The 13,994-nt window shown below is 62.7% G+C and carries 15 protein-coding genes and 1 pseudogene; 13 read left to right on the top strand and 3 right to left on the bottom strand.

Annotated elements, in window-relative coordinates:
- Nucleotides 1-20: 20 nt before the first annotated feature.
- Both V6582_RS09215 and V6582_RS09210 read right to left on the bottom strand, forming a co-directional pair.
- Nucleotides 21-677, bottom strand: coding sequence for an SEC-C metal-binding domain-containing protein (locus V6582_RS09215; RefSeq protein WP_156634531.1), 657 nt, complete (start codon nucleotides 675-677; stop codon nucleotides 21-23).
- 30 nt (nucleotides 678-707) lie between these two features.
- Entirely contained in the window at nucleotides 708-944 is a 237-nt protein-coding gene (locus V6582_RS09210; protein WP_060719734.1) for a hypothetical protein, read from the bottom strand.
- Nucleotides 945-1,153: 209 nt separating this feature from the next.
- Here V6582_RS09210 and V6582_RS09205 point away from each other — a divergent pair, with 209 nt between their 5' ends.
- Entirely contained in the window at nucleotides 1,154-2,044 is an 891-nt protein-coding gene (locus V6582_RS09205; RefSeq protein ID WP_349508946.1) for a C2H2-type zinc finger protein, read from the top strand.
- A complete protein-coding gene (locus V6582_RS09200; protein ID WP_349508945.1) occupies nucleotides 2,010-2,306 on the top strand; it encodes a GNAT family N-acetyltransferase in 297 nt (98 codons plus the stop codon). Before V6582_RS09205 ends, V6582_RS09200 begins: the two co-directional genes overlap by 35 nt.
- On the opposite strand, the gene V6582_RS09195 is transcribed toward V6582_RS09200, so the two are convergent.
- Complete coding sequence (locus tag V6582_RS09195; protein WP_337739386.1) at nucleotides 2,299-2,994, bottom strand: alpha/beta fold hydrolase; 696 nt, start codon at nucleotides 2,992-2,994, stop codon at nucleotides 2,299-2,301. The genes V6582_RS09200 and V6582_RS09195 overlap by 8 nt on opposite strands.
- Between V6582_RS09195 and V6582_RS09190 the strand changes: the two genes are divergently transcribed.
- The 11 genes and pseudogenes from V6582_RS09190 to V6582_RS09140 all read left to right on the top strand — a co-directional run bounded on the left by V6582_RS09190 (nucleotide 2,941) and on the right by V6582_RS09140 (nucleotide 13,969).
- A complete protein-coding gene (locus V6582_RS09190) occupies nucleotides 2,941-3,093 on the top strand; it encodes a hypothetical protein (protein ID WP_234823925.1) in 153 nt (50 codons plus the stop codon). The genes V6582_RS09195 and V6582_RS09190 overlap by 54 nt on opposite strands.
- A gap of 242 nt (nucleotides 3,094-3,335) precedes the next feature.
- A pseudogene (locus tag V6582_RS09185) lies at nucleotides 3,336-7,672 on the top strand (strawberry notch-like NTP hydrolase domain-containing protein).
- Nucleotides 7,672-8,715, top strand: coding sequence for a DUF7146 domain-containing protein (locus V6582_RS09180; protein ID WP_156634529.1), 1,044 nt, complete (start codon nucleotides 7,672-7,674; stop codon nucleotides 8,713-8,715). Before V6582_RS09185 ends, V6582_RS09180 begins: the two are co-directional and overlap by 1 nt.
- Before the next feature lie 329 nt (nucleotides 8,716-9,044).
- Nucleotides 9,045-9,980 carry a DUF2493 domain-containing protein gene (locus V6582_RS09175; protein ID WP_156634528.1) on the top strand — a complete coding sequence of 312 codons (936 nt, stop codon included), beginning with the start codon at nucleotides 9,045-9,047 and terminating at the stop codon, nucleotides 9,978-9,980.
- Nucleotides 9,981-10,143: 163 nt separating this feature from the next.
- Nucleotides 10,144-10,560 carry a hypothetical protein gene (locus tag V6582_RS09170; RefSeq protein WP_156634527.1) on the top strand — a complete coding sequence of 139 codons (417 nt, stop codon included), beginning with the start codon at nucleotides 10,144-10,146 and terminating at the stop codon, nucleotides 10,558-10,560.
- A gap of 691 nt (nucleotides 10,561-11,251) precedes the next feature.
- Nucleotides 11,252-11,653, top strand: a complete 402-nt coding sequence (locus tag V6582_RS09165) for a single-stranded DNA-binding protein (RefSeq protein ID WP_156634526.1) — start codon at nucleotides 11,252-11,254, stop codon at nucleotides 11,651-11,653.
- Nucleotides 11,654-12,114: 461 nt separating this feature from the next.
- Entirely contained in the window at nucleotides 12,115-12,279 is a 165-nt protein-coding gene (locus V6582_RS09160) for a hypothetical protein (protein WP_171430984.1), read from the top strand.
- Between the two features lie 186 nt (nucleotides 12,280-12,465).
- Nucleotides 12,466-12,702, top strand: a complete 237-nt coding sequence (locus V6582_RS09155; protein ID WP_060719728.1) for a transcriptional regulator — start codon at nucleotides 12,466-12,468, stop codon at nucleotides 12,700-12,702.
- Nucleotides 12,703-12,815: 113 nt separating this feature from the next.
- On the top strand, nucleotides 12,816-13,079 hold the full coding sequence (locus V6582_RS09150; RefSeq protein WP_156634525.1) for a DNA -binding domain-containing protein: 264 nt from the start codon (nucleotides 12,816-12,818) through the stop codon (nucleotides 13,077-13,079).
- Nucleotides 13,080-13,206: 127 nt separating this feature from the next.
- Complete coding sequence (locus V6582_RS09145; RefSeq protein WP_234889856.1) at nucleotides 13,207-13,518, top strand: transcriptional regulator domain-containing protein; 312 nt, start codon at nucleotides 13,207-13,209, stop codon at nucleotides 13,516-13,518.
- The gene (locus V6582_RS09140) at nucleotides 13,451-13,969 is read left to right on the top strand and encodes a DUF2285 domain-containing protein (RefSeq protein ID WP_174067372.1); all 519 of its coding nucleotides are present in this window, start codon (nucleotides 13,451-13,453) and stop codon (nucleotides 13,967-13,969) included. The genes V6582_RS09145 and V6582_RS09140 overlap by 68 nt, the downstream gene beginning before the upstream one ends.
- Nucleotides 13,970-13,994 lie beyond the last annotated feature (25 nt).

The following is a 13,994-nucleotide window of genomic DNA, read 5'->3' as shown; positions in this document are numbered from 1 at the left end:
CGGCCATCCCTTCCTGCTTGTCAGGGATGGAGCTGTATCAGTGGTGAGCAGCACTTCTTGAATTTCTTGCCGCTCCGGCAAAAGCATCGATCATTCGGTCCGGTATGGCGACCGAGGTCGACGAAGACGGCACCAAGCCTTTGCTGGACGTCTCGTCCGAGTGCTGCGAGATGGTTACGGTCCATCGTGAACTGGTTTCCCACGGAATGCCGCTCGATCGTTCGCTGTAATGTGTCGGCAGCCCGTATCCAGTCCGAAACGCTCGCAAACCGACCGAGGCTCTTCTTGATATTGATCAGCCGCTTTTGTCCCACGAAATCGTATGTGCGGACAGGGTCCGGGAGAAACAGGATTCTCGTCTCACCGTTTATCGGCGGGGTGATATCGATCAATACCCCGTCCTTCTCCCACACTGCATGATGTTCCGCCTCGATGAACACGCGCGGCCATTCCCAGATCAGCCAGCCATAGACGAACGATCCGCCGTCACGGTCCACCTTGGCCGAGACATTGTTGAAGCATTCTGATGGTTGCGCATCGCCATCGGGCCGGACTGCAACATAGGACGGCCTGGCGTCGGCATTAATGCCGGCGCAGAACTCCACCACGGCGGGGCTGATCTCATTCGGCGACGTCGTATAGCTCTTCTTGAACAGGTCGGTGCTGATTGCGGGCACGCCGATCCTCCGGGTTCGGTGTTACGGCTATCAGTCGCGTTGCACGACGACGACCTGCGACAGGCCCCGGTCGATGGCCTGTTCCTTCGCCCGCTCTATCACCTCGTTCAGAAGGATGTCGAAGGGGCCGGAGCCTCTCCGGTCCTCTTTGTCGCTGATGTGGAAATAACCTTTTTCACTGGTGCCGGGAACGCCGTCCCTGTGAACGCGCACAACGATGTGGCGTTCGTCCGGCATTTCGGGCGGTGCCCAGATAACTGTTACCATTTTTCGGCCTCCATAACCCATGCACTTGCCGTCACCATAGCGTCATCGACAAGACGGGCCATGTCCGCACCAGGAATCATCCTGTGTAGCGAGAATATCTCAACTCATGGTGGACGGTTCCGATTTATGATCTTCTCCTGCTTATTTCCTTCTGGACAATAGTTTGAATATCCGACGAAACAATATCGCCGCTACATTTGGGGGATCGCATGGAAGTCGAAGGACAAACGATCCGGGCGATATGGGATGCGTTGCAAAGACCGGAGCCGTCCGATCGCCCTGTCCCGGTTTCGTTGGCCACAAGGATCGCGGAAACCGGATGGGCATTGACGGCTGATATCGAAGATTTGCTGCTGATGCTCGACCGCAGATCGGACCCGCCTGCGGTCATCGATATCGAAAAGTTCACCGCCGCGCTCAACCTGCCGTTTCGCGCTGTGTTCTCGCGCCCGAAACATCGGCTCGATGACGGTTTCGGTCATTCCATGCTTTCCGCGATCGATGCCGCCGCCTTTTGCATCTTCATCGAACGGCTGGGCTTCCGGATCGATCTGACGACCTTGTGCGCTCGGCTCAAGGGGGCAATTCCGCCGGTTTCCCATCTGAGCGAGGACGAGATCTCGGTTCTCTTCTATGATCAGAACCGTCATCGCATGCCGCCTGTGACCCTCTCGGCGCCTCATCGGCCATGGCGGGGAATGCGCACGATGCGACACAAGACGGGATCGGGCTACCGACTGGAATATGTGATTGATGACAATGGCGAGCCCTTGTGGCTGAAGATCGTCGCTCCGAAATATCGCAAGCGCCCAGAGACGCAATCCGTGACCTGCCCCGATTGCGGAATGCTCTACGTCAAGGGCCTGCGGACCGACGAACAGGTGCACCGGTCGTTCCACCGCAAGCGTTTTGCCATCATCGACCCGAAGCCGAACCGGCAATTCGCAGATGCATTGTCCCGCGATCTCGACGCTCCCTGGGTGGATGCGTCGTCACCGAAATGGAAACGCAAGGCGGTTTATGATCGGGCGCTCGAGTTGAAGCGCGAGCTCGAGCTACGATTTCGTGCAATGGCAGACCGACCCCGATCACGACAGTGAAGCGGTCGGGTTTCTGTTTTCCGATGACGAGGACCGGATCGTCGGTGCCTGTGCGTTTCGCCCCCAGCCGGCTGGACGCGGTGACAACCCTTGGCGGCTCGACTGGATATGGATGTGCCCCGATGCGCGGCGCCGGGGTCTGTTGGGGCGCCAGTGGGATCGCTTTCGTCGGCGGTTCGGTGTCTTCGACATCGAGCCGCCGATCTCGGAAGCGATGCAGGCGTTTTTACGCAAGCGAGGATGCGCCGGCCTGATCAGGTGATCGTTTCGAGGAATTCGGCCAGCAGCCTGTTAAATGCCTGCGCCTCCTCGCGATGGACGGCATGACCTGTCCCGGCGAGCCGGATCGGCTTGCCCGTCCAGACGTTCCGGTAAGAGAGGCTGTCGACATAGTCCAGATTGACGACGGGATCGTCAGCGCCGTTGATGATCAGCAGGGGGATCGCCGTCGTTTCGGCCACCTTGCGCTGGTCGCTGGTTTTGCCGGCCTGTGCGTCTTCCATCATATATTGCCGCGCCCGGCCGTCGGTGCGCCGGATCGCGGCGAGGAACGTTTCATTGCCTTCGTCCTTTTCCCCGAGCGCCATCCTGGCGATCATCCCAACCTGTTCTTCGGTAATGACGAGGCTGCCGGTATAGCCCATGTCCGGGCTGGGCACGAAACCGGCGATCAGTCCCTCGATGCTGTTTTCGATCGGCGGCGTGCCGAAAATGGCGGCGCCGGCAATCGACGCTTCGTGGCGCGCGAGCAGTTCCAGCGCGACATGACCGCCGAGTGAATGGCCGAGCACCGCGTATCGTGTCATGCCGATCCCGGTCAGCAATTCGGAAACGGCATTCGCATAGCCGCTCATGCTGTAGCTTCGACGTGGGTCTGTCGCGTCGGAGGAGCCTCCGTGACCGGGCAGGTCGATGGCAATGGTTCGGTATGTGTTCCCGAATGCCGCAATCTGGGGCGCAAAGCTCTCCTTGCAAATAGAGTTGGCGTGCAACATTACAATCGCAAGGCCATCGGCGCGATTATCGTAAAAAGCTATTCTGCCGTGTGATGTGTCGAAAAACTGTTCTTCCATATGTTCTCTCATGTCGCTTGTCGTTCATGTCGCCGTCCCCGATTTGATGGGACGGTTGCCACGCATGTTCATGACGCGGAGGGAAGCCGCAATATGCAAATCTGCATGTAACGGCGGTTGTCGGAAAGGAAGAGGACCGTGGGACGGGTTTGAGCCCGGGCGGTCGAGAGAGAGCGCTGCGCGGGCTTCCCGTTCCCGCTCTCCTGAGGCTTCCTCTCATGAACATCGCCTTGCCCGTGGCCGCTCCGGTCGCCCCTGTTGCCCATGCGCCCGCCATTCTCGCGGCCGCTAATCATCTTCTCGACTATCTCGAACGCGGTGAGCGCGTCGACACGACTGTCCTGCGCTCGGCCATGGAAACCGCCTTCGGTGTGTCCGATTCCAGCGGAGTCTGGAATTGGAAAGCGGCCTACGACGCTTGCGAAGTCGCCACGGTCCTGTTTCTGCGCAAATACGGACGTGCGCTTTTCCGTAAAGCCGTCTCTCCGGTTTCGCGGCTTTCCGCCCTGTCGAAAATCGCCGGCCTCCTACCGACCCAAACCCGCCGCTCGGAAGAGAGCCAGGCATTCCAGCAGTTCTCGACGCCGGTTCCGTTGGCCTTGGCGGCGGTGACGGCGGCGGCCGTCACTGCGAACGACATCGTGCTCGAACCTTCCGCGGGGACCGGACTTCTCGCCATCCTGGCCGAGATCAGCGGCGGCACGCTCGTCCTGAACGAGTTGGCTGAGGTCCGCGCCGATCTGCTCGCCTCTCTCTTTCCGGCCATCGCCGTCACCCGCGTCGACGCCGCGCAAATCGACGATCATCTTGCACCAGGCGCGGTGCCATCCGTCGTACTGATGAACCCACCGTTCTCCGCCCTGGCGAACGTCTCCGGCCGCGTGGCCGATGCCGGCTTCCGCCATATCGCCTCGGCGTTGAACCGCCTCGCGCCCGGCGGACGGCTGGTGGCGATCACCGGCGCCAATGTTGGCCCGGATATTCCCGACTGGCGCGACGCCTTCGTCCGCTTGCAGGACCGGAGCACGATCGTCTTTTCCGCCGGTATCGCCGGCTCGGTCTATGCCAAGCACGGCACGACCTTCCCGACAAGGCTCACGGTCATCGACAAGGTGCCTGCCGAGGATCCCGCCATCGTCCCGGCCTCGCCGGGCGTGGCGCCGGACGTCACCACGCTGCTCGGCTGGATCGAGGCTCAGGTTCCGCCACGTCGGCCTGTCGCGTTGCCGGAAATCCCGGCGCAGCGCCCGGCCACGGCGCCCCGCAGCGAGCGCGGCTATCTCGCCCGCTCGGCCGTTTCGCGTCCGGCTGCGTCCGTCGCCGATCCCGAAGGCGTGGAACTGGCTTATGAGAGGGTGGATTGGACGCCGCCTGAGGCGCGCATCTAACCGACGCCATCTATGAAGAATACGGATTGCAGTCGATCCGCATTCCCGGCTCTCAGGCCCATCCGACCAAGCTGGTCCTGTCCGCCGCGATGGCGAGCGTCGCGCCGCCGAAGCCGAGCTATCGGCCGATGCTGCCAGCCAACATCCTCGGCCTCCTGTCCGACGCCCAGTTGGAAACCGTGGTCTATGCCGGTGAGGCCCACTCCGACTATCTCGCCGGATCGTGGACGGTCGATGACACCTTCGACGTCATTCAGGCCGCACCGGCCGACGCCGCGAAGGCGGTGCGTTTTCGCCGCGGCTTCATGCTCGGCGATGGGACCGGCGCGGGCAAGGGACGCCAGTCGGCCGGCATTATTCTGGACAATTGGTTGCGCGGTCGCCGCAAGGCCGTCTGGGTCTCGAAATCCGACAAGCTGATCGAGGACGCGCAACGTGACTGGTCGGCGCTCGGCATGGAGCGCCTTTTGGTTACGCCGCTCTCGCGCTTTCCTCAAGGCGCAAGGATCACCCTGTCGGAAGGCATCCTATTTACAACCTATGCTACGCTACGCTCCGACGACCGTGGAGAGAGGGTTTCCAGGGTCAGGCAGATCGTCGAATGGTTGGGCTCCGACTTCGATGGAGTGATCATTTTCGACGAGAGCCACGCAATGCAGAACGCCGGCGGAGGCAAGGGAGAACGCGGCGATGTCGCCGCCTCACAGCAAGGACGCGCAGGGCTGCGGCTGCAGCACGCGCTTCCCGACGCGCGTGTCGTCTATGTCTCCGCCACCGGCGCCACCACCGTCCGCAATCTCGCCTATGCGCAACGGCTTGGCCTCTGGGGGGCTGAGGATTTCCCCTTCGCCACGCGCGCCGAGTTCGTGGAGGCGATCGAGGACGGCGGCGTCGCGGCCATGGAGGTGCTGGCCCGCGATCTGCGGTCGCTGGGTCTCTATACCGCCCGCTCGCTCTCCTATGATGGGGTCGAATACGAGCTGGTCGAGCACAAGCTGACGGACGAGCAGCGCCGCATCTACGATGCCTACGCCGGCGCGTTCGCGATCATCCATAACCATCTCGATGCGGCGATGGAGGCGGCCAACATCACCGGCAGCGACGGCACGCTGAACAGGCAGGCTAAGTCAGCCGCCCGCAGCGCCTTCGAATCGGCCAAGCAGCGGTTCTTCGGGCACCTCTTGACCAGCATGAAAACCCCGACATTGCTCCGCTCGATCGAGCGCGATCTCGCGGCGGGCCACGCTGCCGTCATCCAGATCGTCTCGACTGGCGAATCGCTGATGGAGCGCCGGCTGGCCGAGATCCCGACCGAGGAATGGAATGACGTCCGCGTGGACATCACGCCGAGGGAATATGTTCTCGACTACCTTTCTCATTCCTTCCCGGTCCAGCTCTACGAGCCGTTCAGCGACGCGGAGGGCAACCTGTCGTCGCGGCCGGTCTTCCGTGACGGTCAGCCCGTCGAAAGCCGCGAAGCCGTCGCCCGGCGCGACGAGCTGATCGAGCGGCTCGCCAGTCTGCCGCCAGTTCCCGGTGCGCTCGACCAGATCGTCCAGAGATTCGGCACGGACACGGTGGCGGAGGTGACGGGCCGTTCCCGGCGCATCGTCCGCAAGGTGGACGCCACTATGTCGGGCGCCGAATCTCTGGGCGATCGCCTCGTCGTCGAGAACCGCGCACCATCCGCCAATCTGGCGGAGACGGCCGCCTTCATGGACGACCTGAAGCGCGTGCTGGTCTTCTCGGACGCGGGCGGGACGGGGCGTAGTTACCATGCCGAACTGTCGGCCCGGAATCTCCGCCTGCGCGTCCATTATCTGCTGGAGCCCGGCTGGAAAGCCGACGCGGCCATTCAAGGCCTTGGCCGGACCAACCGGACGAACCAGGCGCAGCCGCCCTTGTTCCGTCCGATCGCGACCGACGTGAAGGCGGAGAAGCGCTTCCTCAGTACCATCGCCCGGCGTCTCGACACGCTCGGCGCGATCACGCGGGGTCAGCGTCAGACCGGCGGCCAGGGCCTGTTCAGGGCCGAAGACAATCTGGAATCGCCATACGCGCGCGCTGCGCTGCGCCAGCTTTATCTCCTGCTCGTGCGGGGCAAGATCGAGGGATGCTCGCTTGATCGTTTCGAGGCGGCCACCGGCCTGAAGCTGATGGACAGTAACGGCATCAAGGATGAGTTGCCGGGTATCACGACCTTCCTGAACCGGCTTCTGGCGCTCACCATCGAGCTTCAGGGAATCCTGTTCACCGCCTTCGAGCAATTGCTCGACGCCAAGGTGCAGGGAGCCATCGCCAGCGATGTCTACGACATCGGATTGGAGACGCTGACGGCCGAGAGCTTCGTCGTCACCGACCGCAAGACGATCTACACCCATCCGGCCACCGGAGCCGAAACGCGGCTGCTCACCATCACCGAGCGGCGGCGCAACCGGCCAATGACGCTCGACGATGCCTTCGGCTGGATCGCCGACGGCAACGGCAAGCTGCTGGCCAATGCCAAGTCAAGTCGTGCCGCCGTGCAGGTTCCGGCGCCTTCGCTGATGCTGGACGATGGCGAGATCGAGCGGCGGGTGCGGTTGATCCGGCCGATGGAGCACCACCATGCTTCGCTGAAGATGATGGCGGAAAGTCATTGGGAGGAAATCGACCGCGAGACGTTCGCCGCCATCTGGAGCCGCGAAGCCTCGGAAGTGCCGGCCTTCTCGGACAGCACCATCCATGTGGTCGCCGGGCTTCTGCTGCCGGTGTGGAAACGCCTGCCGAATGAATCGACGCGTGTCTATCGGCTACAGACCGATGACGGCGAGCGAATCATCGGTCGCCGCGTCTCTCCGGCCTGGGCCGCCAATGCGACTGCGCCCGGCAGGACCGTGCTTGCAGGTGATGATGCCTTCGCCGCGCTGATGGACGGCCGCACGATCCTCGATCTTGCCGAGGGCCTGCAGCTTCGCCGCGTCCGCGTCATGGGCGCGAACCGCATCGAGCTTTCCGGCTTCAGCGAGGCCATGCGCGAGCGGCTGCGCGCGTATGGCCTCTTCACCGAGATCATCTCGTGGAAGCTCCGCTTCTTTGTTCCAACTGATGCCACGGGCGTCACGGCGCTCGGCAAGCTGCTCGAAACCTATCCGGTCGAACGCGTCGCCGAACGGGAGGTAGCGTGATGTCCCGTCACGATGCCTCAGACCTGGCAATCCGTCTCGGCCGACATGCCGAGGCGGTCTGCCGCCATTATCTCTCGTCCGGCCACCGTGCCGGGCGGTACTGGCTGGTCGGAGATCCCCAGAACAGCCCCGGCCGGTCGATGTTCGTGCGCCTTGCCGGGCCGGAAACCGGCAAGGGAGCCGCAGGGAAATGGACGGACGGCGCAACGGGCGAACACGGCGACCTGCTTGATGTCATTCGCGAGGCACTTGGTCTTGTCGACTTCAAGGACGTGGCCGAGGAAGCACGCCGTTTCCTCTCGCTCCCACACCCCGAGCCGGAAAGGACGAGGACACCGACCGGCAGGACATCGAGCATGGCGGTTAGCTCGCCCGAAGCGTCGCGGCGGCTCTTCGCCATGTCGCAGCCGATCGGCGGCACGCTTGCGGAAATCTACCTCAACGGGCGGGCGATCACGTCGCTCTTCGGCACCGCCGCGCTGCGCTACCATCCGCGCTGCTTTTACAGGCCCGACGAGCATTCTCCCACTGAGACATGGCCGGCGATGCTCGCTTCCGTCACCGACCTTGCCGGACGGCAGACCGGCGCGCACCGCACTTGGCTCGCCCCGGACGGTTCAGGCAAGGCGCCTGTTGAAACGCCGAGGCGGGCGATGGGCGACCTTCTCGGGCACGGCGTCCGCTTCGGCGTGGCCGGCGAGGTGCTCGCCGCCGGAGAGGGGATCGAGACCGTGCTGTCGCCCCGCCAGGTCTTGCCCTACATGCCGATGCTGGCGGCGCTGTCGGCCGCGCACCTCGCTGCCATCCTGTTCCCGGCAACGCTGCGCCGGCTCTATGTCCTTCGCGATCGCGATCCGGCCGGGGATGGGGCAAGGGACAGCCTGACCGCCCGAGCGGAGAGCGTCGGCATCGAGGCGATTGCGCTATCGCCGGTTGGCGAGGACTTCAACGACGATCTGCGCTGGCGCGGCACCGATGCCCTCCGGGCGGCTTTGAAGGATCAGCTTCATCCCGAAGACATCAGCCGGTTCATGGAGGGGTAAGGAGATCGCCGGTGGATGAGGCGCGCCCCAGGCATCCCCACCTGCCGTCTCCGTCATGCCCGGAAACATCCTTCCTCGTCGGAGAGAGCGGCGCCCACGGCCTTCTGAGAGGGCGATCGGCTCACAAACAGGCCGGCCGGGCAATGGCGCGGCGGCCGACTATTTTCCGCCGGCGGGGACGAGCCCGCCTTTGCAGCGCGAGACAAAATAGTCGGCCTTGGCCATCAAGGCCCTCGCGAGAGTGCGATGGCTGCCAGTCCGTCTCGCCTGTGAGCTTCGACGCCTGCGAAGGCCGCGATGGACGCGGTCTCAGACGAAGGATGCTCCCGATGATGAACGAAGACGACAACGTAGGCTTCGAGCCGGTCCACGCCTCATCTCCCGCCGATCATCTCCTCACCGAACTCCAGCTCTATGGCTGGCGTCCGTTTCAGGACGAACCCGATCCGAGGCCGCTTCCGGAAGGCAATATGGTCGCCGCCGCGGTCACAGATATCTTCGACGCCCTCGTCGCCACACTCGGCGATACCCGCCTCGAACCCGATCTCGACGATCTGCTCTGGGGGACGGTCAATCTCTTCCACCGGGCCACCGGCCGGGTGGAGCGCGACCTCGACGACAACGAGCAGGCGCAGCGCCGCCTTCAGAGGGAACAGGACGGCAGCGAGGTGAAGTCGGTCGAACTGGAGCGCCTGACGGCAGAGGGGCAGACCCTGATCGAGCGGCGCAACAGCATGGAACTCTTCCGAGACCTCTCGGCGGAAGCTTTCGAGCACCACACCGGCACGCCCTGGCGGCCGCGCACCGGCTCGATGGTCAACCATCGCCATCTGACTTCGGCGATGATCGACAGCCGCGACTTCCTTGCCGCGAAGCGCCGGGCCGACACCGAGGTGATGGTGCCCGCCGGTCCCAAGGTTGCCGTGACCGGCGGTGCCGACTTCAGCGACCATCGCCTGATCTGGGCGAAACTCGATCAGGTCCATGCAAAGCACCCCGACATGGTGCTGCTGCACGGCGGTACGCCGAAGGGCGCCGAATTGATCGCTTCCCGCTGGGCAGATCACCGCAACGTCCAGCAGGTCAGCTTCAAGCCCGACTGGACAAAGCACGGCAAGGCCGCGCCCTTCAGGCGAAACGATGCCATGCTCGATGTCCTGCCGGTCGGCGTCCTCGTCTTCCCAGGCACAGGGATTCAGGAGAACCTTGCGGACAAGGCCCGCAAGCTCGGCATTCCCGTCATGAAGTTCGACGGTGGCGCGTAAAGCGCCGCCGCCCGGCGCCTGTCTCGGCCGCCTTTACCTGACGGAAGTCCCAATTCCGGGTCAAATAAAGCATCCTTGCAGCAACGGTGAAACAGCATAGTCGCAGGTGGAACGTATCAGCCGGCAGCCTGTCGTGATCCTCAACCGTTCATCTGGAGTTTCCATGACGCTGATTCTGCTTGCCATTTCCTTGATGATCACGCTTTGCGTCATCGCCTATAATTTCGTAATCTATGCCTTGCCGTTCATGGCCGGGCTGACCGCCTTTCAATACGTCTGTGGAATGGAAGCCGGGTTTCTGATGTCAGGACTTGCCGCCATCGTGGCGGCTCTGCTTTCGGTGGCGCTGGTGGTCGCCGTTATCGGCTTTGCCAAAAATCCGGGTTTGCGCCTGATAGCGCTCGCCGTCTTCGCTGTGCCTGCCATGATCGCCGGCTATGCCCTCGTTCACGGCGTGACGAAGAATTTCGTCGACTCCGCGATCGTGTTGAACCTGCTCGGCGGCGCAGGCGGCCTGTTCATCGGCATCTCTGCGATGCTCAATCTCAACGCGCTCGGTACCTCCGTCGTCTCGCGTTGATACGGCCGTCGCGATCTGCCGCTCCCTCGGAAAATCCCGGCGGCTTGCGGCTCGGTGCCTCCGGCTCCCCGATCAAAACGGGCCGTTGTGTCAGCGTCGTGTCCGCCACGATTTTCTATTTTGCCTCGCTCGGTTCGGAAAGCGGATCATCGAATCCCAACACCGCGGGCGCATGCAGTCGGCGCCCTGCCGGTCGGCTCGCTTGGCGCAGTGGGCAACCGCGAGCACCTTCATTTCCCCATGTCCCCCAATGTTCCTGGATCGAGCTTTCTGCCATTGGGACGCGGAGCGATGCCATCGGCCTGAAGCTCGGTAGCCGTTATTGTCCCAGCCCGCCTGTCCGGCTGGAGACAAGGTTGCCGGTAAAGGGGGGGCTTGCTGCTGCCCCGATAATGGGATTGCAGCGGCATCCTGTCAGAACGGTGCTGCCGGCGGGGACGAAGATCCTGCTGTGCGGCCCCGTTTGGGCTCTCAAAGGGACCATCCCTCCGACTGACTGATCCCCTAAGTCCGTTCAGTTTCCGACCGCAACCCCCGCGGTTTCGGACCGAGTTGGCGCAAAGCGCCTGCCCACACCACTCCGACCTTGGGGGTCAAGCTGCCGCCGAGGCGTCAGTGCAGGCGTCTCCTGACGGCCTTGGCCGGGTCTCATCGAAGGGATGGTCCCTCCGAGGAGCAACGGAGACTCACAATGCAGAACATCGTCATTCTCGCCGGCAACATCGGCCAGGACCCCGAAACCCGCAATACCCAGAGCGGCACTAGCATCACCCACTTTACCCTGGCGACCTCGCGCCCACGCTACTCGGAAGGCAAGGTGGTCCGGGACAATAACGGCTACCGGGTCCAGGACACCGAATGGCACCGCATCACCGCCTTCAACGGCCTCGGCAAGACGATCCAGGAACATTGCGAGAAAGGCATGAAGGTTCTGGTTCGCGGCCGCATCCACTACACCAAGTGGACCGACCAGCAAGGAAACGACCGCTACGGCTGCGAGATCATCGCCGAGACGGTCGATTTCCTGAACCGGGCGAAGCAGACCGATAACGAAGATGATCAGTTCACTGACGACAGCGACATCCCGTTCTGAGCGGGATGCCAGGAGCCCGGCGGCGCAAGCCGCCGGGATTTTCGTGTTCGCGTTGATCACGACCATCGGGTTCAGGCCAATCTCGTCCGGCGACGACTGAAGCCCTGTCCGGCTCAGGCGAACAAATCTCGCCCAGTCCCATCCGGTCATATCTGGAGGCGGGCATCACGTTCCATCTCTGGGGCACGCCAAGGATCGAGACCAACAGGGTGGCGCATCGAACAGTTGCAACGATGGGTGCTGCAAGGTTTTCCGGTTCTTGCCTACGCTCACCATTCCCCGCTCTTTGAGACGCAACCTTGATTTCAATCCCGGCCTTTCAGGGTCAACCCTTGCAGGGTCCGCTACGCGAGCGTGCGGTCGCGTCGGCCTTGCCTCCGCGATGCCCCCGGTCGGGACCAAAACACTTCGGGCGCCTGTCGAGCGGGGGATGGTCCCCGCCTCCAAACAGGAGCCGGAAAATGTCCCTTGCAGACGCTCATGCCTACGCCCTCAGCCTCGCCGCCACCCTGATGGTCTCGATCGTCATCTTCCGTGCCGGCGACGGAACCGTCAGCGTGATGCCCGCCACCGAGTATGACGGTGATGACGAGACCGTCATCAGGGAGATCGATCCATTCGCCTGACGGTAGAGCTTCGGCTCCGCCGTCGGGCCTCGGCGTTGCAGCCGCCGGGCTGCAACCGAACCAGATGAGGGCGAATGCCATGGTTCACGCCTTTTCAGCACGTTCCCGCTGGCATTCGCAGCCAAGAGCGACTAAAATAGCCGTAGTTTTGGAATGCGCGCAGGTCTATGTGGGAGGTGATCATGCATGATCACCGCCCGACAATTTCGGGCCGCGCGTGCGTTACTGGCTTGGACACAGGAGACGCTCGCTGACAAGGCCCGGGTATCATTGACCGCGCTCAAGCGCCTCGAATCCGAAAGCGGTCTCGAGGTGTATGAGAGCACGCGCGATCAGGTACGACGGGCTTTTGAAGACAACGGGATCGTCTTCCTCAACTCCGGCCCTGATGTGGGAGTGATGCTTGTCAGCGAAAAGCGCTAATTCGGAATCGATCATTAGCAGTGCGCATATTCCCGAGCCCAAATTTTACTATACCATTACAATTCCGCTATCGATCGCCAGCAATTTGGGCAAAAGCGGAAGGGGAGGACTGCATGACCAAGGTTAAACTCGCGGACTGTCCGCCGACCGACGCCGAACTCACGGCCTACGACCGCGAACACCTCAAGCTTTACCTGCGTCTTCTCGATGCGGACGCGGAAGGCGCCGATTGGAAGGAGGTTGCCGAAGTCGTACTTCGCCTCGATCCCAAGCGCGACACCGAGCGGGCTCACCGGATCTATGCAGCTCACCTTGCGCGAGCGAAATGGATGGCCGAACACGGCTTTGCCGACCTTATGCGCTCAAGTCTTCATTGATCACTGTCGCACATGATGCAAAACCTGCATCACGTTACGCGACCTTCGTTGTTCCCAAAAGCCGAGCGAGTTGAGATTGTCCCCCCTCCGTAACCCACAGTCGTAACGTGCGTGGAGGTTTGGAGGAATGCCGCAAGACCAAGACTGGCGATCGAATGCCAATTATGACTTTGTTGATCAATTGACGACGTCCGAACTTGCCTGGGAATTCCTTCGCCGGAACCAGGATTACCGCCAAGCCTACCGCGATCTTTCCGCTCGTGGACAGCTTCACAGCGACCAGGCGCGCGAGGTCGCTGAAAAATGGGGATTGTGCTTTTGTTGCAGATCCTCAACGCACAGCACTCGACCAGCCCGTCTTCTGGACCCCGATTGCCGACCCCGGAGCCATTCTGCTCCACAGGGGCTTATTCGCTTCAAGCGATACTGGGACTGCTGAAGAATTCATCCGAGCACACGCGGTCGATAGCTCTGGCGACGGATGCCTGCGGCTCAGCGTCAACGAAGAACGTCTCGAGGTCACCCGGATCGATTCCGATTCCGGCGGCAATCTGGTCGCCATCATCATCCTCGACGACGACGCACCGGATCGGCTTCACGCGCTAATCCGCTTTTCGGCCATGCTGACAGGCCAGCGCGTCCCGACCGACAATCGCCTGACGCCGCAGCGTCGGCGGCGCACTCGCCAGATGCTGCGGGTCTTCGATGCCCGCTTGGCCGGCGCGACCTACCGTGACATCGCCATCGCGATTTACGGGCGCTCGCGCGTCGCTTCCGAGCCTTGGAAAACATCCTCCTTGCGAGACGCGGTCATTGGCCTCGTTGAGGGCGGCTTTACGATGGTCGATGGCGGCTATCTCCAGTTGCTACGTCGCCGCCGCCGATCCTAGCAGTTTCCGTTCCAGCCATGGGGTG

The sequence above is a fragment of the Agrobacterium vitis genome, from assembly GCF_037039395.1.
Classification (GTDB): Bacteria; Pseudomonadota; Alphaproteobacteria; order Rhizobiales; family Rhizobiaceae; genus Allorhizobium; species Allorhizobium vitis_E.
The sequence above is the reverse complement of the archived record's forward strand: the minus strand, read 5'-3'. Positions and strand labels throughout refer to the sequence as shown.

What these genes read in the sequence shown, in the direction of transcription:
- V6582_RS09210 (WP_060719734.1), bottom strand. Translation starts at nt 944, where the DNA reads ATGGTAACAGTTATCTGGGCACCGCCCGAAATGCCGGACGAACGCCAC.
- V6582_RS09205 (WP_349508946.1), top strand. Translation starts at nt 1,154, where the DNA reads ATGGAAGTCGAAGGACAAACGATCCGGGCGATATGGGATGCGTTGCAA.
- V6582_RS09180 (WP_156634529.1), top strand. Translation starts at nt 7,672, where the DNA reads ATGTCCCGTCACGATGCCTCAGACCTGGCAATCCGTCTCGGCCGACAT.
- V6582_RS09175 (WP_156634528.1), top strand. Translation starts at nt 9,045, where the DNA reads ATGATGAACGAAGACGACAACGTAGGCTTCGAGCCGGTCCACGCCTCA.
- V6582_RS09170 (WP_156634527.1), top strand. Translation starts at nt 10,144, where the DNA reads ATGACGCTGATTCTGCTTGCCATTTCCTTGATGATCACGCTTTGCGTC.
- V6582_RS09165 (WP_156634526.1), top strand. Translation starts at nt 11,252, where the DNA reads ATGCAGAACATCGTCATTCTCGCCGGCAACATCGGCCAGGACCCCGAA.
- V6582_RS09160 (WP_171430984.1), top strand. Translation starts at nt 12,115, where the DNA reads ATGTCCCTTGCAGACGCTCATGCCTACGCCCTCAGCCTCGCCGCCACC.
- V6582_RS09155 (WP_060719728.1), top strand. Translation starts at nt 12,466, where the DNA reads ATGATCACCGCCCGACAATTTCGGGCCGCGCGTGCGTTACTGGCTTGG.
- V6582_RS09150 (WP_156634525.1), top strand. Translation starts at nt 12,816, where the DNA reads ATGACCAAGGTTAAACTCGCGGACTGTCCGCCGACCGACGCCGAACTC.
- V6582_RS09145 (WP_234889856.1), top strand. Translation starts at nt 13,207, where the DNA reads ATGCCGCAAGACCAAGACTGGCGATCGAATGCCAATTATGACTTTGTT.